14 protein-coding genes, 4 tRNA genes and 1 pseudogene are annotated in these 14,455 nt (G+C 67.6%); 12 read left to right on the plus strand and 7 right to left on the minus strand.

Annotated features, from left to right (window positions below):
• Window positions 1-35 precede the first annotated feature (35 nt).
• The 3 genes from Asera_RS20965 to Asera_RS20975 all read left to right on the plus strand — a co-directional run bounded on the left by Asera_RS20965 (window position 36) and on the right by Asera_RS20975 (window position 3,150).
• Window positions 36-1,295 (plus strand): CaiB/BaiF CoA transferase family protein, encoded by a 1,260-nt coding sequence (locus Asera_RS20965; RefSeq protein ID WP_244843974.1) that lies wholly within the window; start codon window positions 36-38, stop codon window positions 1,293-1,295.
• A 52-nt stretch (window positions 1,296-1,347) separates the two neighbouring features.
• Window positions 1,348-2,148, plus strand: a complete 801-nt coding sequence (locus tag Asera_RS20970) for an HpcH/HpaI aldolase/citrate lyase family protein (RefSeq protein WP_030444506.1) — start codon at window positions 1,348-1,350, stop codon at window positions 2,146-2,148.
• A gap of 414 nt (window positions 2,149-2,562) precedes the next feature.
• Window positions 2,563-3,150 (plus strand): hypothetical protein, encoded by a 588-nt coding sequence (locus Asera_RS20975; protein WP_211255471.1) that lies wholly within the window; start codon window positions 2,563-2,565, stop codon window positions 3,148-3,150.
• Window positions 3,151-3,259: 109 nt separating this feature from the next.
• Here Asera_RS20975 and Asera_RS20980 read toward each other — a convergent pair.
• Together Asera_RS20980 and Asera_RS20985 are read right to left on the minus strand one after the other, a co-directional pair.
• A tRNA-Val gene (locus Asera_RS20980) sits at window positions 3,260-3,331 on the minus strand.
• A gap of 52 nt (window positions 3,332-3,383) precedes the next feature.
• Window positions 3,384-3,821, minus strand: a complete 438-nt coding sequence (locus tag Asera_RS20985) for a TIGR02611 family protein (protein WP_084130951.1) — start codon at window positions 3,819-3,821, stop codon at window positions 3,384-3,386.
• A 295-nt stretch (window positions 3,822-4,116) separates the two neighbouring features.
• Here Asera_RS20985 and Asera_RS20990 point away from each other — a divergent pair, with 295 nt between their 5' ends.
• On the plus strand, window positions 4,117-4,551 hold the full coding sequence (locus Asera_RS20990; protein ID WP_030444503.1) for an SsgA family sporulation/cell division regulator: 435 nt from the start codon (window positions 4,117-4,119) through the stop codon (window positions 4,549-4,551).
• A gap of 9 nt (window positions 4,552-4,560) precedes the next feature.
• On the opposite strand, the gene Asera_RS20995 is transcribed toward Asera_RS20990, so the two are convergent.
• Window positions 4,561-5,508, minus strand: coding sequence for a helix-turn-helix domain-containing protein (locus Asera_RS20995; RefSeq protein WP_084130916.1), 948 nt, complete (start codon window positions 5,506-5,508; stop codon window positions 4,561-4,563).
• Between the two features lie 66 nt (window positions 5,509-5,574).
• On the opposite strand from Asera_RS20995, the gene Asera_RS21000 reads away from it, so the two are divergent.
• From Asera_RS21000 to Asera_RS21020, 5 genes are all read left to right on the plus strand, one after another.
• A complete protein-coding gene (locus tag Asera_RS21000; RefSeq protein ID WP_035295376.1) occupies window positions 5,575-6,081 on the plus strand; it encodes a DinB family protein in 507 nt (168 codons plus the stop codon).
• Between the two features lie 54 nt (window positions 6,082-6,135).
• Window positions 6,136-7,203, plus strand: coding sequence for a CapA family protein (locus Asera_RS21005; RefSeq protein ID WP_035295374.1), 1,068 nt, complete (start codon window positions 6,136-6,138; stop codon window positions 7,201-7,203).
• 116 nt (window positions 7,204-7,319) lie between these two features.
• Window positions 7,320-7,392, plus strand: a tRNA-Gly gene (locus Asera_RS21010).
• A 54-nt stretch (window positions 7,393-7,446) separates the two neighbouring features.
• Window positions 7,447-7,518: transfer RNA gene (locus tag Asera_RS21015), tRNA-Cys, on the plus strand.
• Window position 7,519: 1 nt separating this feature from the next.
• A tRNA-Val gene (locus Asera_RS21020) sits at window positions 7,520-7,594 on the plus strand.
• A 62-nt stretch (window positions 7,595-7,656) separates the two neighbouring features.
• On the opposite strand, the pseudogene Asera_RS21025 reads toward Asera_RS21020, so the two are convergent.
• Window positions 7,657-7,902: pseudogene (locus tag Asera_RS21025) on the minus strand (tyrosine-type recombinase/integrase); the annotation flags it as partial.
• 161 nt (window positions 7,903-8,063) lie between these two features.
• A complete protein-coding gene (locus tag Asera_RS21030; protein WP_030444498.1) occupies window positions 8,064-8,447 on the minus strand; it encodes a hypothetical protein in 384 nt (127 codons plus the stop codon).
• Between the two features lie 211 nt (window positions 8,448-8,658).
• On the opposite strand from Asera_RS21030, the gene Asera_RS21035 reads away from it, so the two are divergent.
• Window positions 8,659-9,930, plus strand: a complete 1,272-nt coding sequence (locus Asera_RS21035) for an IS256 family transposase (protein WP_212804791.1) — start codon at window positions 8,659-8,661, stop codon at window positions 9,928-9,930.
• 737 nt (window positions 9,931-10,667) lie between these two features.
• Window positions 10,668-11,399, plus strand: a complete 732-nt coding sequence (locus Asera_RS21040; protein WP_157035260.1) for a hypothetical protein — start codon at window positions 10,668-10,670, stop codon at window positions 11,397-11,399.
• 266 nt (window positions 11,400-11,665) lie between these two features.
• Here Asera_RS21040 and Asera_RS21045 read toward each other — a convergent pair whose 3' ends face one another.
• Window positions 11,666-12,475 (minus strand): toll/interleukin-1 receptor domain-containing protein, encoded by an 810-nt coding sequence (locus Asera_RS21045; protein WP_084132978.1) that lies wholly within the window; start codon window positions 12,473-12,475, stop codon window positions 11,666-11,668.
• Between the two features lie 179 nt (window positions 12,476-12,654).
• Between Asera_RS21045 and Asera_RS21050 the strand changes: the two genes are divergently transcribed.
• Complete coding sequence (locus Asera_RS21050) at window positions 12,655-13,425, plus strand: IS5/IS1182 family transposase (protein WP_030450047.1); 771 nt, start codon at window positions 12,655-12,657, stop codon at window positions 13,423-13,425.
• 104 nt (window positions 13,426-13,529) lie between these two features.
• Here Asera_RS21050 and Asera_RS21055 read toward each other — a convergent pair whose 3' ends face one another.
• Complete coding sequence (locus Asera_RS21055) at window positions 13,530-14,309, minus strand: transposase (RefSeq protein ID WP_212804695.1); 780 nt, start codon at window positions 14,307-14,309, stop codon at window positions 13,530-13,532.
• Window positions 14,310-14,455 lie beyond the last annotated feature (146 nt).

Genomic DNA, 14,455 nt, shown 5'->3' on the forward strand with positions numbered 1-14,455 from the left:
CCGGAGACGCCAGCCGCCCCGGGGACCAGGGGATCGTGCCATCGGCTCCCAGCACGTCGTCGCCGGATCCCGGGCTCGACGCCGGCGTCGGCGCGGCGGCGCGGCCGGGGCGCGGGCCGCTGGCCGGGCTGCGGGTGGTGGACGCGTCGACGCTGTTCGCCGGGCCGCTGACCGCGATGCACCTCGGGGACCTCGGCGCCGACGTGGTCAAGGTCGAGCACCCGCGCCGGCCGGACCCGGCCCGGGGCCACGGTCCGGCCAAGGACGGCCACAACCTCTGGTACAAGACGCTCGGGCGTAACAAGCGGACGATGACCCTCGACCTGTCCACCGACGGCGGCCGGGACGTGTTCCGCCGCCTGGCGGGTACCGCCGACGTGGTGGTGGAGAACTTCCGCCCGGACACGCTGGAGCGCTGGGGCCTCGGCTACGCCGAGCTGTCGGCGGGCAACCCGGGTCTGGTGCTGGCCCGGATCACCGGTTTCGGTCAGGTCGGCCCGTACCGGCGCCGACCCGGGTTCGGCACCCTCGCCGAGGCGATGAGCGGGTTCGCCGCGATGACCGGTACCCCCGATGGTCCGCCGACGCTGCCGCCGTTCGGCCTGGCCGACGGCATCACCTCGTTCGCCGCCGCGTACGCGGTGCTCGCCGCGGTGCATGCCCGGCACGCCACCGGATCCGGCCAGGTCGTGGATCTGTCCATCGTGGAACCGATGCTCGCCGTGCTCGGTCCGCAGATCACCCAGTGGGACCAGTTGCACACCGTCCAGCCGCGCACCGGCAACCGGTCGGCGAACAACGCCCCGCGCAACACCTACCGGTGCGCCGACGGCCGCTGGGTCGCGGTGTCCACCAGCGCCCAGAGCATCGCCGAACGGGTGATGCGGCTGGTCGGCCGGCCGGACGTGGTGAGCCAGGACTGGTTCGCCACCGGCGCCGGCCGGGTCGCGCACGCCGACGAGCTGGACTCCGCGGTCGCCGCCTGGATCGCGCAGCGCACCCGGGACGAGGTGGTCGCCGCGTTCGAACGGGCGCAGGCCGCCGTCGCACCCATCTACGACGCATCCGACATCGCGGCCGACCCGCAGTACGCGGCGCTGCACACGATCGTGCGGGTCGACGACCCCGACCTCGGCCCGACCGCGATGCAGAACGTGCCGTTCCGGCTGTCCGCGACTCCCGGCTCGATCCGCTTCACCGGGCGGCGACAGGGCGCCGACACCGACGAGATCCTCGCCGAACTCGGCTACCCGGACGACGAGATCGCCGCGTTCCGCGCCGCCGGGGTGATCTGATGCCGTGCGCCGAGGCGGAGGGCGGCAATCCGCTCCCGGACCGGGGCGTCGGATGCTGACCGCGCTGTACGTGCCGGCCGATCGGCCCGACCGGATCGGCAAGGCCCTCGCCGGCCCCGCCGATGTCGTCCTGGTCGACCTGGAGGACGCGGTCGCCCCGGACCGCAAGGACCACGCGCGCGAGCAGGCCGCCCGGCTGCTGGCCGAGGTCACCGACCGCGCCGTGCAGGTACGGGTCAACGACGTGCGGACCGGTGCCGGCGAGGCGGACCTCACCATGCTCGGCGACCTGCCGGCCACCATCGGGGTACGGCTACCCAAGATCGAGGACCCTGCCACGGTACGGGCGGTTGCCGAGCGGCTGCCCGGCCGGGCGCTGCATCCGTTGCTGGAGTCGGCGTTGGGCGTGGAGGCGGCGTACCGGATCGCGACCGCGGACCCGGCCGTCGCCTCGATCGGGCTCGGTGAGGCCGATCTGCGCGCCGACCTCGGCCTGCCCGCCGACGCCGACGACGGCCTGGCCTACCCGCGCTCCCGGGTACTGGTCGCGGCCCGGGCGGCGGGCCTGCCGGCACCGGCCCAGTCGGTGTACGCCAACGTCAAGGATCTGGCCGGACTCGCCGCCTCCTGCCGGGCCGGCCGGCGGCTGGGGTTCCACGGCCGTGCCGCGATCCACCCCGCACAGCTGCCGGTCATCGCCGCCGAGTACGCCCCGACCGAGGCGGAACTGGCCGCTGCCCGCGCCGTACTCGCGCTCGGGACCACGGGCGCAGCGGCGCTCCCCGACGGCCGCTTCGTCGACGAAGCCATCCTCCGCACCGCCCGCAACACCCTCCGCGAAGCCCGCGACTGACCGCCGCCACCCGTCCGACGGAGTACGGCTCGCTGGCCGGACCTGCGCACCGATCGGGTTCTGCGGCTGGCTTCTCGGCCCACCCGCCTGCCCTGACGGTGTGCCGGCAGCCGCCCACCCGGCAGCCCACCATCCACGGTTCGGCGCAGGCGGTCGGCCGCCCGACCGATACCGTCAGTCACCATCAAGAACACACTGAGTAGCGGATCCTTCGTCCGTGATGGTGGCGACAGCCAACAAGACCGGACTTCGGCACGGCTCGAAGCGACCGTGCCGCCTGCCTTCCGTGTTCTGTCCCCCGCAGATCGAGCGGATCTGGGTGGCCGATTGCCGAGCCGATCCCTTTGCTGTCGCTCGAATGCAGTCGCTCTGCCTCTCCGCGGTCGAAGGCTCCTGTCCATCGGGGAGGAAAAGATGTCACAGCAACCACCTACACCACCGCCCGGGTTCTATCCGTACCCGCCGCAGCAACCACCGAAGAAGAAGCACACCGGGCGAACCGTGTTGATCACCCTGTCCGCAGTCTTCGTCGTGCTGATAGGTGCCATCGCCGGTTGCACCGTCCTGGTCATGGGCGGCGGTAGTGATGGCAGCGGCGGCAACGACAACGGTGCCCCGCCTCCCCTCGGTAGCGCCAAGCAACAAGCGCAAAAGAAGGGCGCCGCCGCGCCCACGAAACAGAAGGCCCATGCGGCATCGAAGCCGACCGTCACGTTCCGGGTCGAGGGGACTGCGTCCAGTGTGGACACCACGTATGGCTCCGACTCGGACAACCGCCAGGCGCCGGACAAGGTGCCCTGGCAGACCACGCTGTCCCGCGACGACTCCGGCGACACCCTGTACTACTTCGTGAACGCACAACTCAACGGCGGCGGAGACATCACGTGTGAGGTGCTCGTCGGTAGCAAGGTGGTCGCGACCGGACACGCGTCCGGCAGCTACAACATCTGTTCGGCGCAGGTCGGTCAGGACCCGTTCACCGACAAGTGGGAGAAGGAGTAACGACGTACCGGTGCCGGCCGCTCGCACGTCCGGGCGGTCTGCGCCTTCTTCGCCGAGGCTACTGTGGGTACGAACAAGGCCCGGAGCTGGAGCTCCGGGCCTGTGGCGGTGCGCGATACTGGGATCGAACCAGTGACCTCTTCGGTGTGAACGAAGCGCTCTCCCGCTGAGCTAATCGCGCCCGGGACGTGGAGAACTGTACCCGACGGTGCCGGCAGGGGTGCAGGGCAGGGTCAGGTGTTCAGATACGCCCAGGCAGCGGTGGCGAGGTCGATGCCGAAACTGACCCGTACGGATGCCCACACCACGGCCGCTACCAGGACGAAACCCGCCACACCGACCAGGGCGCGGACCGGCCAGGAGCGGCGCAGCAGCCAATCGGTCCAGCGGCGTAGCTGGCGCCGGGTGAAGCGCAGCACGTGACGGGCCCAGGCGTACTCGACGGCGAGCACCGCGAGGCCGGCGAGCACGATCAGCCATCCCGGGCCTGGCAGCGGCACCAGGATCAACCCGAGGACCACGAGCGCCCCGCCCAGCACCCCGGCGCCGATCTTCAGCGCGAGCCGACCGCCGGGCGTGGCGCGGATCCGGTCGAGCGGATGCGGTCGGTGCAGTTCCCGGCGCGGGTGTCCGGGCGCGGTCGTCGCCGGCTGCTGATCGTGTTGCTGCATCTCCGCCGGCACCGCTCACCTCGCTTCACCGATCGCCGGCGGGTCGCCGGCACTGTCTCGACGGTACCGGGATGGCGGCGGCACACTGCCGCTTTTGTCCCGACCGCAGATGGGTCGTCCGGCGAACTTCTGCCAGGTTGTGGCCAACGGCGTATGCGCCGGCCGGAGACGGGGTATCACCTGAACAGAGCGACGATCGGGACTGGTCGGCGGGTTGCGATGACCCACGGTCGGCCCCGGTCTTACCGTCAGTGCGGGACCGAGCCGTTCCCGCCGAGCAGGCCAGGAGACGCCGATGCACCCGACGACCGTCGAAGTCGAAGCCTCACTCCAGCTTGTTGCCCCTGACTCGGTGATGCTCCCGGTCCGGTCGAGCCTGCGCTACGACCCGACCGACCCGTACGCGGTGCACGTGTTGTTCCATCCGGACGGCGTCACTGGAGGCCCGGTGAGCTGGTCGTTCGCCCGGGATCTGTTGGTGTCCGGGCTGACCGAGGCGACCGGCATCGGCGACGTTCGGGTCTGGCCGTGGTCCTCGTCGCGCGGCGACGTGGTCGCCCTGGCGCTGTCATCGCCCGACGGTAACGCGCTGTTCGAGGTGCCGCGGGAGATTCTCGTCCGGTTCCTGCGGCGTACCTTCGCCGCGGTGCCGACCGGCGAGGAGAGCCGCTACCTCGACGTCGAGTCCGCGGTCAGCCGCCTGCTGCGTCAGTCCCCGCGCCCGGAGTAGCACCGACGCTCAGCCGGAGCAGGCGTCGGTGATGCCGAAGGCGTCCGCGAGCGTTCGGCGGCCGCCGTCGGTGAGTCGCAGGGCACGGTCACCGGTGGCACGGCGCACCAACCAGCCCTGGGCGAGGAAGCGCGCGCAGATCGCCGCGCCGAGGGCACCGGCGAGGTGGCTGCGGCGTTCGGTGAAGTCCAGGCAGGGGCGGGCGAACGCGCGGCGCGCGGACCGGGCGGCCGGCACGTCGACGCCCAGGCCGGTCAGCAGGTCCACCCCGGCCGGGGTCAGCTCGTATCCGGCCGGGACGGTGTGCAGCGCCTGGCGGGTAACGAGGGCGTCGTGCACGGCGACCCCGATCTGGCCGGCCAAGTGGTCGTAGCAGGTACGGGCGACGAGCAGTGCGGCGTTGGTCCGGGACTGCCGCAGCGTTCGTACCGGCTTGGGCCGGCTCACCAGTGCCAGCGCCTCCAGTACCTGGCCGACCTCGGGTGACGCGAGCCGGTGGTACCGGTGCCGGCCCGCCGCCACCACCTCGACCAGCCCGCCGTCGCGCAGCCGGGCCAGGTGCTCGCTCGCGGTACCGGGGGACACGCCGGCGATGCGGGCCAGTTCGCCGGCGGCGAGCGCCCGGCCGGCGAGCAGCGCGTCCAGCATGGCCGCCCGCGCCGGCTCACCGATCAGCCGCGCCACCGCGGCGACGTCCACCTCCCCGACGGCCTCCGGTACGGCAGACTCCGCGCCCCCGACCGCTGCCGCGGCGACGTCCACGTCCCCGACGGCCACCGGCACGGTGCGTTCTGCGCCACCGACCGCCACCGGCACGGGGGATTCCGCGCCCCCCACCGCCACCGGCACGGCGGTCGACGGTGCCCCGGCGACGGCCACCTGTTCGGCGGCCGGCGGCCTCGCGCCCCTGCCCGTCTCGCCCACGGCGGCGGACGGCTCGAGCGACTCGGTACTCATGCCCTGCACGCTAGCGCGGGCACGTTTCGGCCAGCGGCGAAGCGTCCGAGCCCTAGCGTCTGGCGAGTGACCCGCTACCTGAGCATCGAGGACGACGACGATTCCGTCCCGGACACCGACGAACGTGACGTGACCACCCTGATCCCGGCCGCCGTGGACGAGGTGTTGGCGATGGCCGAGACGTGGCTGGCCTTCGCCGGCAACCCGGTCGTCCGCGAAGGGAACGCCTGGACGCCGCACAAGGCGCTGCGCCGGGTGACCGACCACCTGATCGACCATCTCGCCGAGATCGAGTGCCGGCTCGCCGGCGTACCCACCGAACCGGACCGTTGGCACGGCCGCCGGCTCACCCTGGACGCGGACTTCGCCCGGTTCACCGAGGCGGACCTGGACGAGGCGACGAGCCGGCTGCGCCGCCTCGCGCTCTGCTATCGCGGCCGGTTGGCCGGGCTGTCGGCCGACGAGCTCGACGCGCCGTGCGCGTCGGACCCGGGCGCCTGGACGATCCGCCAGATCGTCCACCACGTCGCCGGCATCACCGCCTACGCGGAGCTTCTCGGCCCGCTCGCCTGAGGGCCGCCCGCATGGCGTGCGGTGCGGGCCGGCCGGGCTGCGTAGCCTGGGCCGATGCGATCAGCCCTGCGGTACCTGGCCGTCGCGGTCGCGGTGGTCACCCTGGCGGCGTGCTCGTCGAGCGGTGACCGGTCGACCGCCGAGCGTCGATCCTCGCGTACCCGTGCCAGCGCGAGCCCGAGCCCGACCGGGCCGCCGACGATCAGCATCGAGCTCGCCGGCGACGTGCACTTCACCGGCCGTACCGCTGGGCTGCTGAAGGACCCGAAGACCGCGTTCGGCCCGGTCGCGAAGCAGCTGTCGGCGGCCGACGTGACGATCGTGAACCTGGAGACCGCGGTCACCACTCGCGGTACGCCGGAGCCGAAGGAGTTCCACTTCCGGGCGCCGCCGGCCGCGTTCGACGCGGTGAAGGCGGCCGGTGTGGACGTGGTCACGGTGGCGAACAACCACGCGATGGACTACGGCCGGACCGGCCTTGCCGACACCCTGCGCTACGCGAAGGCGGCCGGGATGCCGGTGATCGGGGCCGGCGCCGACGAGGCGGCCGCGTACCGGCCGTGGATCACCACGGTGCACGGGGTGCGGATCGCGTTCCTGGCCTTCAGCCAGGTCACCGAGCTGGCGCAGCAGTGGCTCGCGACGCCCGACCGGTCCGGCATCGCCGAGACGTTCGACACCGCCCGCGCGGTCGCCGCAGTACGGGCGGCGAGGAAGCAGGCCGACGTGGTGATCGTCTACCCGCACTGGGGCCAGGAGGGCAACCACTGCCCGATCGCCGACCAGCGCAGCTTCGCCGCGGCGATGGCGAAGGCCGGCGCCACCGCCGTGGTGGGCACGCACGCGCACCTGCTGCTCGGCGCCGGCTGGGAGGGTGACACGTACGTCGACTACGGGCTGGGCAACTTCCTGTGGTGGCGCGACGACGCCTTCAGCAACGACACCGGGGTACTGCGGCTGACGCTGACCGGCGGCAAACTGACCGGCACCCGGTTCCTGCCGGCCGAGATCTCCCGCCGTACCGGTCAGCCGATCCCGGCCACCGGCTCGACCGCGCGGCGCATCACCACCAAGGTGGACGATCTTCGCAGCTGTACCGGATTGTCCGGCACGGCGGGCTGAACCGCCACATCGGTGCTGTTCGATACCGGTGGAGGCGGTACGACCCCGCGTTTGGCCGGTACCGAGCGATCGGCTACAGTTTCACTCGCCGCCGGGGCAACGAGCACCGGCGACGTGCGGACGTAGCGCAGCTGGTAGCGCATCACCTTGCCAAGGTGAGGGTCGCGGGTTCGAATCCCGTCGTCCGCTCGGATGCGGCGCCCGCGTGGCGTTCGTCCCTCGCCCGGCAGTGCCGGGACACCCGGTGGGGTGGCCGAGTGGCTTAGGCAAGGGCCTGCAAAGCCCTGTACGCGGGTTCGATTCCCGCTCCCACCTCGCGCGGTTAGCTCAGCGGGAGAGCGCTTCCCTGACACGGAAGAGGTCACAGGTTCAATCCCTGTACCGCGCACCAGGCAAAACGCCCCGGTCCGATCTTGGATCGGGGCGTTGCCAGCTACGAAGTACAGCAGTAGGTCACTCACCCAGGCTCTCCCCAAGTCGCTTGAGCGCGTCGCGGGTCTTCGCCGAGGTGGCCTGCGCGTAGACCTTCATCGTCACCGAGATCTGTGCGTGCCGCAGGACGCTCATGATCACGCGAGGGTGGACGTCGAGATCCACCAGCAGCGTGGCGCAGGTCCGCCGAGCGTCGTGCACGGTGATTCGACGCACCCCGGCACGGCCACACCGGTACTCCCAGCTCCGGCTGAAATTGCGCGGCTCGCCCGCACCTCTTCAACCAGCCCTAGCCATGGCCCTGACGCTACGCGACCAGGCCACGAGGCGCAGCAGGCCCCTGTCGTGGCTCAGGTGATGCTTGCCGGATCTGTGTCGGCTGACGCTGACGGCTAGAGGGCCGTGACTCGCCACGCCGCACAACAGACCTATCGTCCCAACAGCCGGTCCGCCAGGTCTGTGGTCATCAACATGACCATCCGGGTGTCATCGCCGTCGCCCCAGATCCACGTGCGCCGATCGGCAAGCGTCGCCTCGATCTCGGCCGTCGTCATCGCTGGGGCATGGTCCCAGACAGCGTCCATCGGTTCCCGAATCTCGATCAGGTCCCGACGGATCATGCCCCGAACCACCTCGGCGAACCGTGGAATGAGCGCCTCAATCGCTTCGACGTCATTGCCGAAGATCCACACCGCTCCGCCACTCTCGGCATGGCCGAGATAGTCGCCGATCACCCCGTTGAGATAGCACTCCTCCAGCGCCGTCGTCATGACCACCTGCTCTTCTCGGGTCAGGTCGTCCCAGATGCTCATATGCCTGGGTCTTCGTCGCACCTCACATACACCCGCAACGCCTCCTGTCCAGCAACGACGTCCGTCCGTCAAGCATCATCTGACACACGACTGTCAACCGTCATCCGAGACAGGACACAGCACCGGGTCCAGTGTGATCAGTGGGACTGTAAGACGTTCGGTGTAACTCCCGATCATGGAAGTGACATCGATGACCGAGATGATGTCTGGTATGGACAACACCGACGATCCGACACGGGCGGCTGGCCTGGGCGGGCTGGATGAGCAGCTGATTGATCAGCTGGTCGATCGGGCCAAGGCCGGTGGGCTGCAGCTGACCGGGGAGGGCGGGCTGCTGGCGGCGCTGACCAAGCGGGTGCTGGAGTCGGCGTTGGAGGGCGAGATTACCGACCATCTGGGCTACCAGGCTCACGATCCGGCTGGTCGAGGTAGCGGCAACTCCCGCAACGGCGTCCGCAGCAAGACCGTGCTCACCGAGGTCGGTCCGGTCGAGCTGGATGTTCCTCGGGACCGCAATGGCAGTTTCGAGCCGAGGATCGTGGCGAAGCGACAGAAGCGGCTGTCCGGGGTCGATGAGATGGTGATCTCTCTGGCGGCCAAGGGATTGACTACCGGCGAGGTCCAGGCCCATCTGGCTGAGGTGTATGGGGCGCAGGTGTCACGCCAGACGATCTCCACGATCACCGACAAGGTGATCGAGGGCATGGTCGAGTGGCAGAACCGGCCGCTGGATGCAGTGTATCCGGTGGTGTTCATCGACGCTATCCACGTCAAGATCCGTGATGGTCAGGTTGCGAACCGGCCGATCTATGTGGCGCTGGCGGTCACCTGCGAGGGCAACCGTGACATCCTCGGGCTGTGGGCCGGTGACGGCGGTGAAGGCGCCAAGTACTGGCTGCATGTGCTCACTGAGCTGAAGAACCGGGGCGTGGCCGATGTGTTGATGATGGTCTGCGACGGGCTGTCCGGGCTACCGGAAGCGATCGCCAGTGTGTGGCCAGCCACGGTGACGCAGACCTGCGTGGTGCACCTGCTGCGCAACAGTTTCCGTTACGCCGGCCGGCAGCACTTCGACGCTATCGCCAAGGCGCTACGGCCGGTCTACACCGCGCCCACCGAGGCCGCCGCGGCCGAGCGGTTCGCCGAGTTCACCGAGGCGTGGGGCACCCGATACCCGGCCATCGTCCGGCTCTGGGAACGCGCCTGGGCCGAGTTCGTGCCGTTCCTGGCGTTCGACCCGGAGATCCGGCGGGTGGTCTGCTCGACCAACGCGATCGAGTCGGTCAACGCCCGGATCCGTCGCGCTGTGCGGGCCCGCGGGCACTTCCCCAACGAACAGGCCGCGCTCAAGTGTGTCTACATGGCGGTGATGAGCCTGGACCCGACCGGCATCGGACGCAAACGCTGGATGATGCGGTGGAAGCCCGCACTCAACGCGTTCGACATCGCCTTCGACGGCCGTCTGGCCGCCGGCAAGAAGTAACCCACCCAACCCTGAGATACACCGAACGTTTGACAGACCCCACATCAAGTGGCGGACGAGTGTCGCGCATCAGTCGACGGAGGACAACAGCACCGGGTCCAGATCCGGTGAGAACTTTCTGTACGGGTTCAAGGCGGCCCTGACGGGCCGCGCGCGCCGCCGTTCGGGCCGCGTTCCGGCCGCTCTGCTGGCGCCCGCGGCCGGAACGCTCCAGGCCCGCGGCAGGCGCGCACACCAACAGGGCCGCCACCCTCGGCAAGTTCACACCGAGAGCGACGGCCTCATCGCACGAATCGTGAGCCGCTGGCCGCGCCGGTCACCGCCGGCGCCGGACGGTGGGGGCACGCCGGGCGGGTCGGCTGGGCGGCGGATTGTCGAGCGGTTGCGGTGACGGCGCCTCCGGCGGGGGCGCTCAGGCTCCGGGATGGCTGGGGGCCGTTGGCCGGCCGGCGGGTTGCTGGGTGGTCACCGTCGCCATCCCGTCACCGCCGCCCCAGGCACAGCCGAGCAGACCGCCGCCGGGGCCGCCAGCGTGGGCGGGCACGTCCAGGCCGTCGGCAGGTGGCGGCCCCGACACCGGCCCGCTCCCCAGAAGGGTGGGACGACGGCGACGGGATGGCGGAAACGTCGCTATTCTGCTGCTAGCTTTTCACGGATAACCCAAAGGGATAAAAGTGCCTGATATCGGGAAATCTATTAACACTCTAGAGCAATCGCTTCGTACTCTGATTGAGACCGTGTTGTCTCGGGAACTTGGACCGGACTGGGTTGCGAAATGCGGTGTGAGCGAAGAAAAGGTTTCGAGGTGGGAAGAACGGCGAGACGAGGAACCTAAGCGACGTCCAGGCGGGGAGGTCGATCGTAGGCTCTTGTGGTATTCGGAATTTCATGACCTCTACACTCTGATCAATAAAAGCTGGCAGCTGGGATTCAAAGAATGCTTCCAAGATAAGAAACGACTAGAGGTGTATCTGGATAGAATTGGCGCATTTAGAAATCCAGACGCGCACTCAAGGGATCTGCTTCCATTTGAGGAAAGTCTTGTAGTAGGAATGAGCGGTGAGCTGCGGCAGCAGATTACATTGTATCTTTCGAAGGGGGCTGGAGGGTTGGAGCGCGAGCACTTCCCGAGGATTGAGTATCTGAGAGACAATTTTGGCAATGAAGGTGGAGACGCGCTCAGTATCGAGACTGGCCTTACCTTAAGAGCTGGAGACACTCTTCACTTTACTGGACGGGCCTGGGATCCGGATGGAGATATTCCCACATGGGAGGTGTTCGTTAATGGAAGGGGTGCAGTTTTTACGTCTGAGGGATCTGAGTTCGAATGGGACTTCGCAATCGGAACCAGTCACATTAATGTCAGAGCATCGGTCCTGATCTTCTTAAAGTCACCGAAGACTTATCACAAGCATAATTCATTCGACGAAGCGACAACGTTTTACTACAGCATTCTTCCTCCGTCTTAGGTTTGTCAGGCTATGCTCTCTGTTGTCATCGATCTTCCGGGGATTTCGGGGCCCTGATGGGCTGCATTGCCAGCCGGAGGGTTGCGGGGTGGTCACCGGCCGCCATCCCGTCACCGCAGCCCCAGGGACAGCCGAGCAGACCGTCGTCGGGGCCGCCAGCGTGGGCGGGCACGTCCAGGCCGTCGGCAGGTGGCGGCGCCGGCGACGGTCCGCTTCCCGGGGAGGGTGGGACGACGGCGACGGGAGGGGAAACCTCCGCTTTTTGTCTATACGATCTGCTCGCCTTTTATAAATTGTATGAGGTTTAGCTCGGCGGACGGAACTTCCACGTTTCCCTTGGTTGCGGGGAAACTTACCAGAACGGTGTCGCCGTTAAGCTTCCTAATCACCTGCCCTGTACCGTAGCGTGGATGCTCTGCGAAGGATCCGATTGGTGCCAACTTCGAATCGGCAAACTCAATGAGTGATAGTTGTGGCTTTTCTCTTCGGGGAGAGTGCAGAGTGTCCTCGGTTAGCCTTTGAAGATCTCTCACTCTAAGCAATATTTCGCGGGTAACGTCATCGGTCGATCGACTGTCTGTCTTACGATGTGGTCTTGTATCGATCTTCCCTAACCTATCTAGGTACGTTTTCCATACGCGCTCAAATGCGGACTCGAGGCGTCGCGCCTCAAGTGCAAGGTCTCCGCATGACTGGTTCAAAGACACGATTAAACGCAGCATGTCGTCATGATCGGACGCTTCGGTGGCTTGGAACTGAGTAAGGGGCCCGGTGACATCTGAAGGGCTGACATTGAACAAGACAGGCCGCACTCTTGCATTATCAAGCGATTTTGCGAGAGCGCCCGCTTCGAAGTTAAGCCACGGCTCTCGGATATTCTCCGGCGTCACACAAAGAATTCCTTGATTCGACTGATCGAGCTTTTCTCCAATTTCAGTCGCCCATCTCGCACCCTTGTCGATATCTTCGCTTGAAATCCACGGCTCGATTTGTTGTATAACGTCCGGAAGCCAGTCTCGTAGGATGCCAGCAATTGACCTGCTTGTAGGTTTTGACCAGCTTATAAATAACTTCATAGATCCCCTCCGTGAGACGTGCTCAGTGAGCCCTTTTCATCGTGGTGGGGATGTGTTGGGCCGCTGGGGATCGAGACGGGTTCGTGACCGAGAGGGGCGTGTCGCGGTCGGGGATGTAGCGAAGCCCTTGCTATGACGGCGATCGACCAAGATCTGCTGTCGTCAGCAAGGGCTTCTTCATGTTGTTTTACCGTGCCGCGCTGCCGTTGTCATCTCAGACCCTGACCTTCGTGTCTGGACTCATCCGCCGCCATCGTCGGCAACTCGGCTCGCGGTGGCGGGCGCTGGATGCGGGGCAACAGGCGCTGCTGGTGCTGGTGTATCTGCGCAAAGGTGAACCGTTCACGCAGGTCGGGGCGGGTTTCGAGGTGTCCACAGCCACCTGCTGGCGCTACGTCAACGAGACGGTGGAGCTGCTGGCCGACCGGGCACCGAAGCTGCAGGCGGCGCTGAAGACCGCGAGGCGGGCCGGCATGGCCTACGTGATCATCGACGGAACCCTGGTCCCGATCGATCGGGTGGCCGCCGACCGGCCGTTCTACTCCGGCAAGCACCGGATGCACGGGATGAACCTGCAGGTGATCTCGGCACCCGACGGGGCCATCCTGTGGGTGTCGGGTGCGTTGCCCGGCAGCGTGCACGACACCGCCGCCGCCCGCATCTGGAACATTCTCGCCGCGCTACGCCAGGCCGGGCTGATCGCCCTGGGCGACAAGGGCTATCACGGGATCGGCGAGCCGGTGATCACTCCGTACAAGGGCAAGGGTAAACCCGAGTCTCAGAAAGCTGCCAACCGGGCGCACGCGAGGCTGCGTGGCCCCGGCGAACGCGCCAACGCCCAGCTCAAAACCTGGCGCATCCTGCGCAAGCTACGCTCCAGCCCCCACCGCGCCGGCCGACTCGCCAAAGCCATCCACGTCCTTCAAGACCACGAACTCGCAGCAGGATGAAAAAGGCTCAGTATGTCCAATTGCAGTCGCATGCCGGCTAAAGGTTGTCCCGTAATGATCTTGATGGGTTGACGCGGAAGGACTTCACGGCCGCGTCGGGCCGGTCATACGACCATGGTCAGGTTGCGCATCAACGCGATACCGGCGGCGGCGTACCAGACGCCTCGTTGTTTGCGGCGGCAGTCGCGGAGGATCTTCCAGGACTTCATGTGGGCGAAGCAGTGCTCGACGCGGGCGCGGATACGGCGGTGGACGGTGTTGAGGTCCTGTTTCCACTGCGGCAGCGGCGGTTCACCCTCGCGCGGCTTGCGGTAGGGCATGATTACCTCCGGGTTGCCCTGGTAGCCGCCGTCGGCCATTACCGCCGCGCCGGCGCACTGTTGGTCGACGCCGGAGTCGGTGTAGGCGCGGCAGTCGTTGCGGTTGCCGGGCAACGGATCTCCGACCGCGACGGTCAGGCGGGTGTTGGCGTCGATGGCCACTTGCAGGTTGGTGGAGTACCGGTAGTTCTTCGACCGGGCCGACATGTTCCGGTCGTGGGTGGGCACCAGCGTGCCGTCCACGATCAGGACCGTGTCGGGTCGGTGCCGGCGGCTCTGGGGCTCCAGTACCAGGTGTGGGGCCAGGTGATCGACGATGCGCCCGGCGGCCGACTTCGATACTCCGAACAGCGGCGCGATCTGCCGCAGCGTCAGGTTGGTGCGGTAGTAGGTGGCCACCAACAACACCCGGTCGGCCAGCGACAGACCCCACCGGCGGCCAGCGCCGGTCTGCTGTCCGCCGCGACCAGCCACGATGGCCACCAGCTTGCCGAACTGCCGGGCTGACAGGCCGGTGAACACCGGGATCCACTGCGGCTGATCGGACCTGATCGTCTGCTCCACACCAAGGTCAACGACCGAGCGGACCAACGATTACGGGACAACCTTTAGGTGTCTATGGGCCGCATGGACGTCTTTTACCACCGATTCGGGCCCTGTTTGGGTTTGATCGAAGTCACTGACCCAACTTGTCCGCACCCAACGTTGGG

Origin of the sequence: Actinocatenispora sera (assembly GCF_018324685.1) — a bacterium.
Classification (GTDB): domain Bacteria; phylum Actinomycetota; class Actinomycetes; order Mycobacteriales; family Micromonosporaceae; genus Actinocatenispora; species Actinocatenispora sera.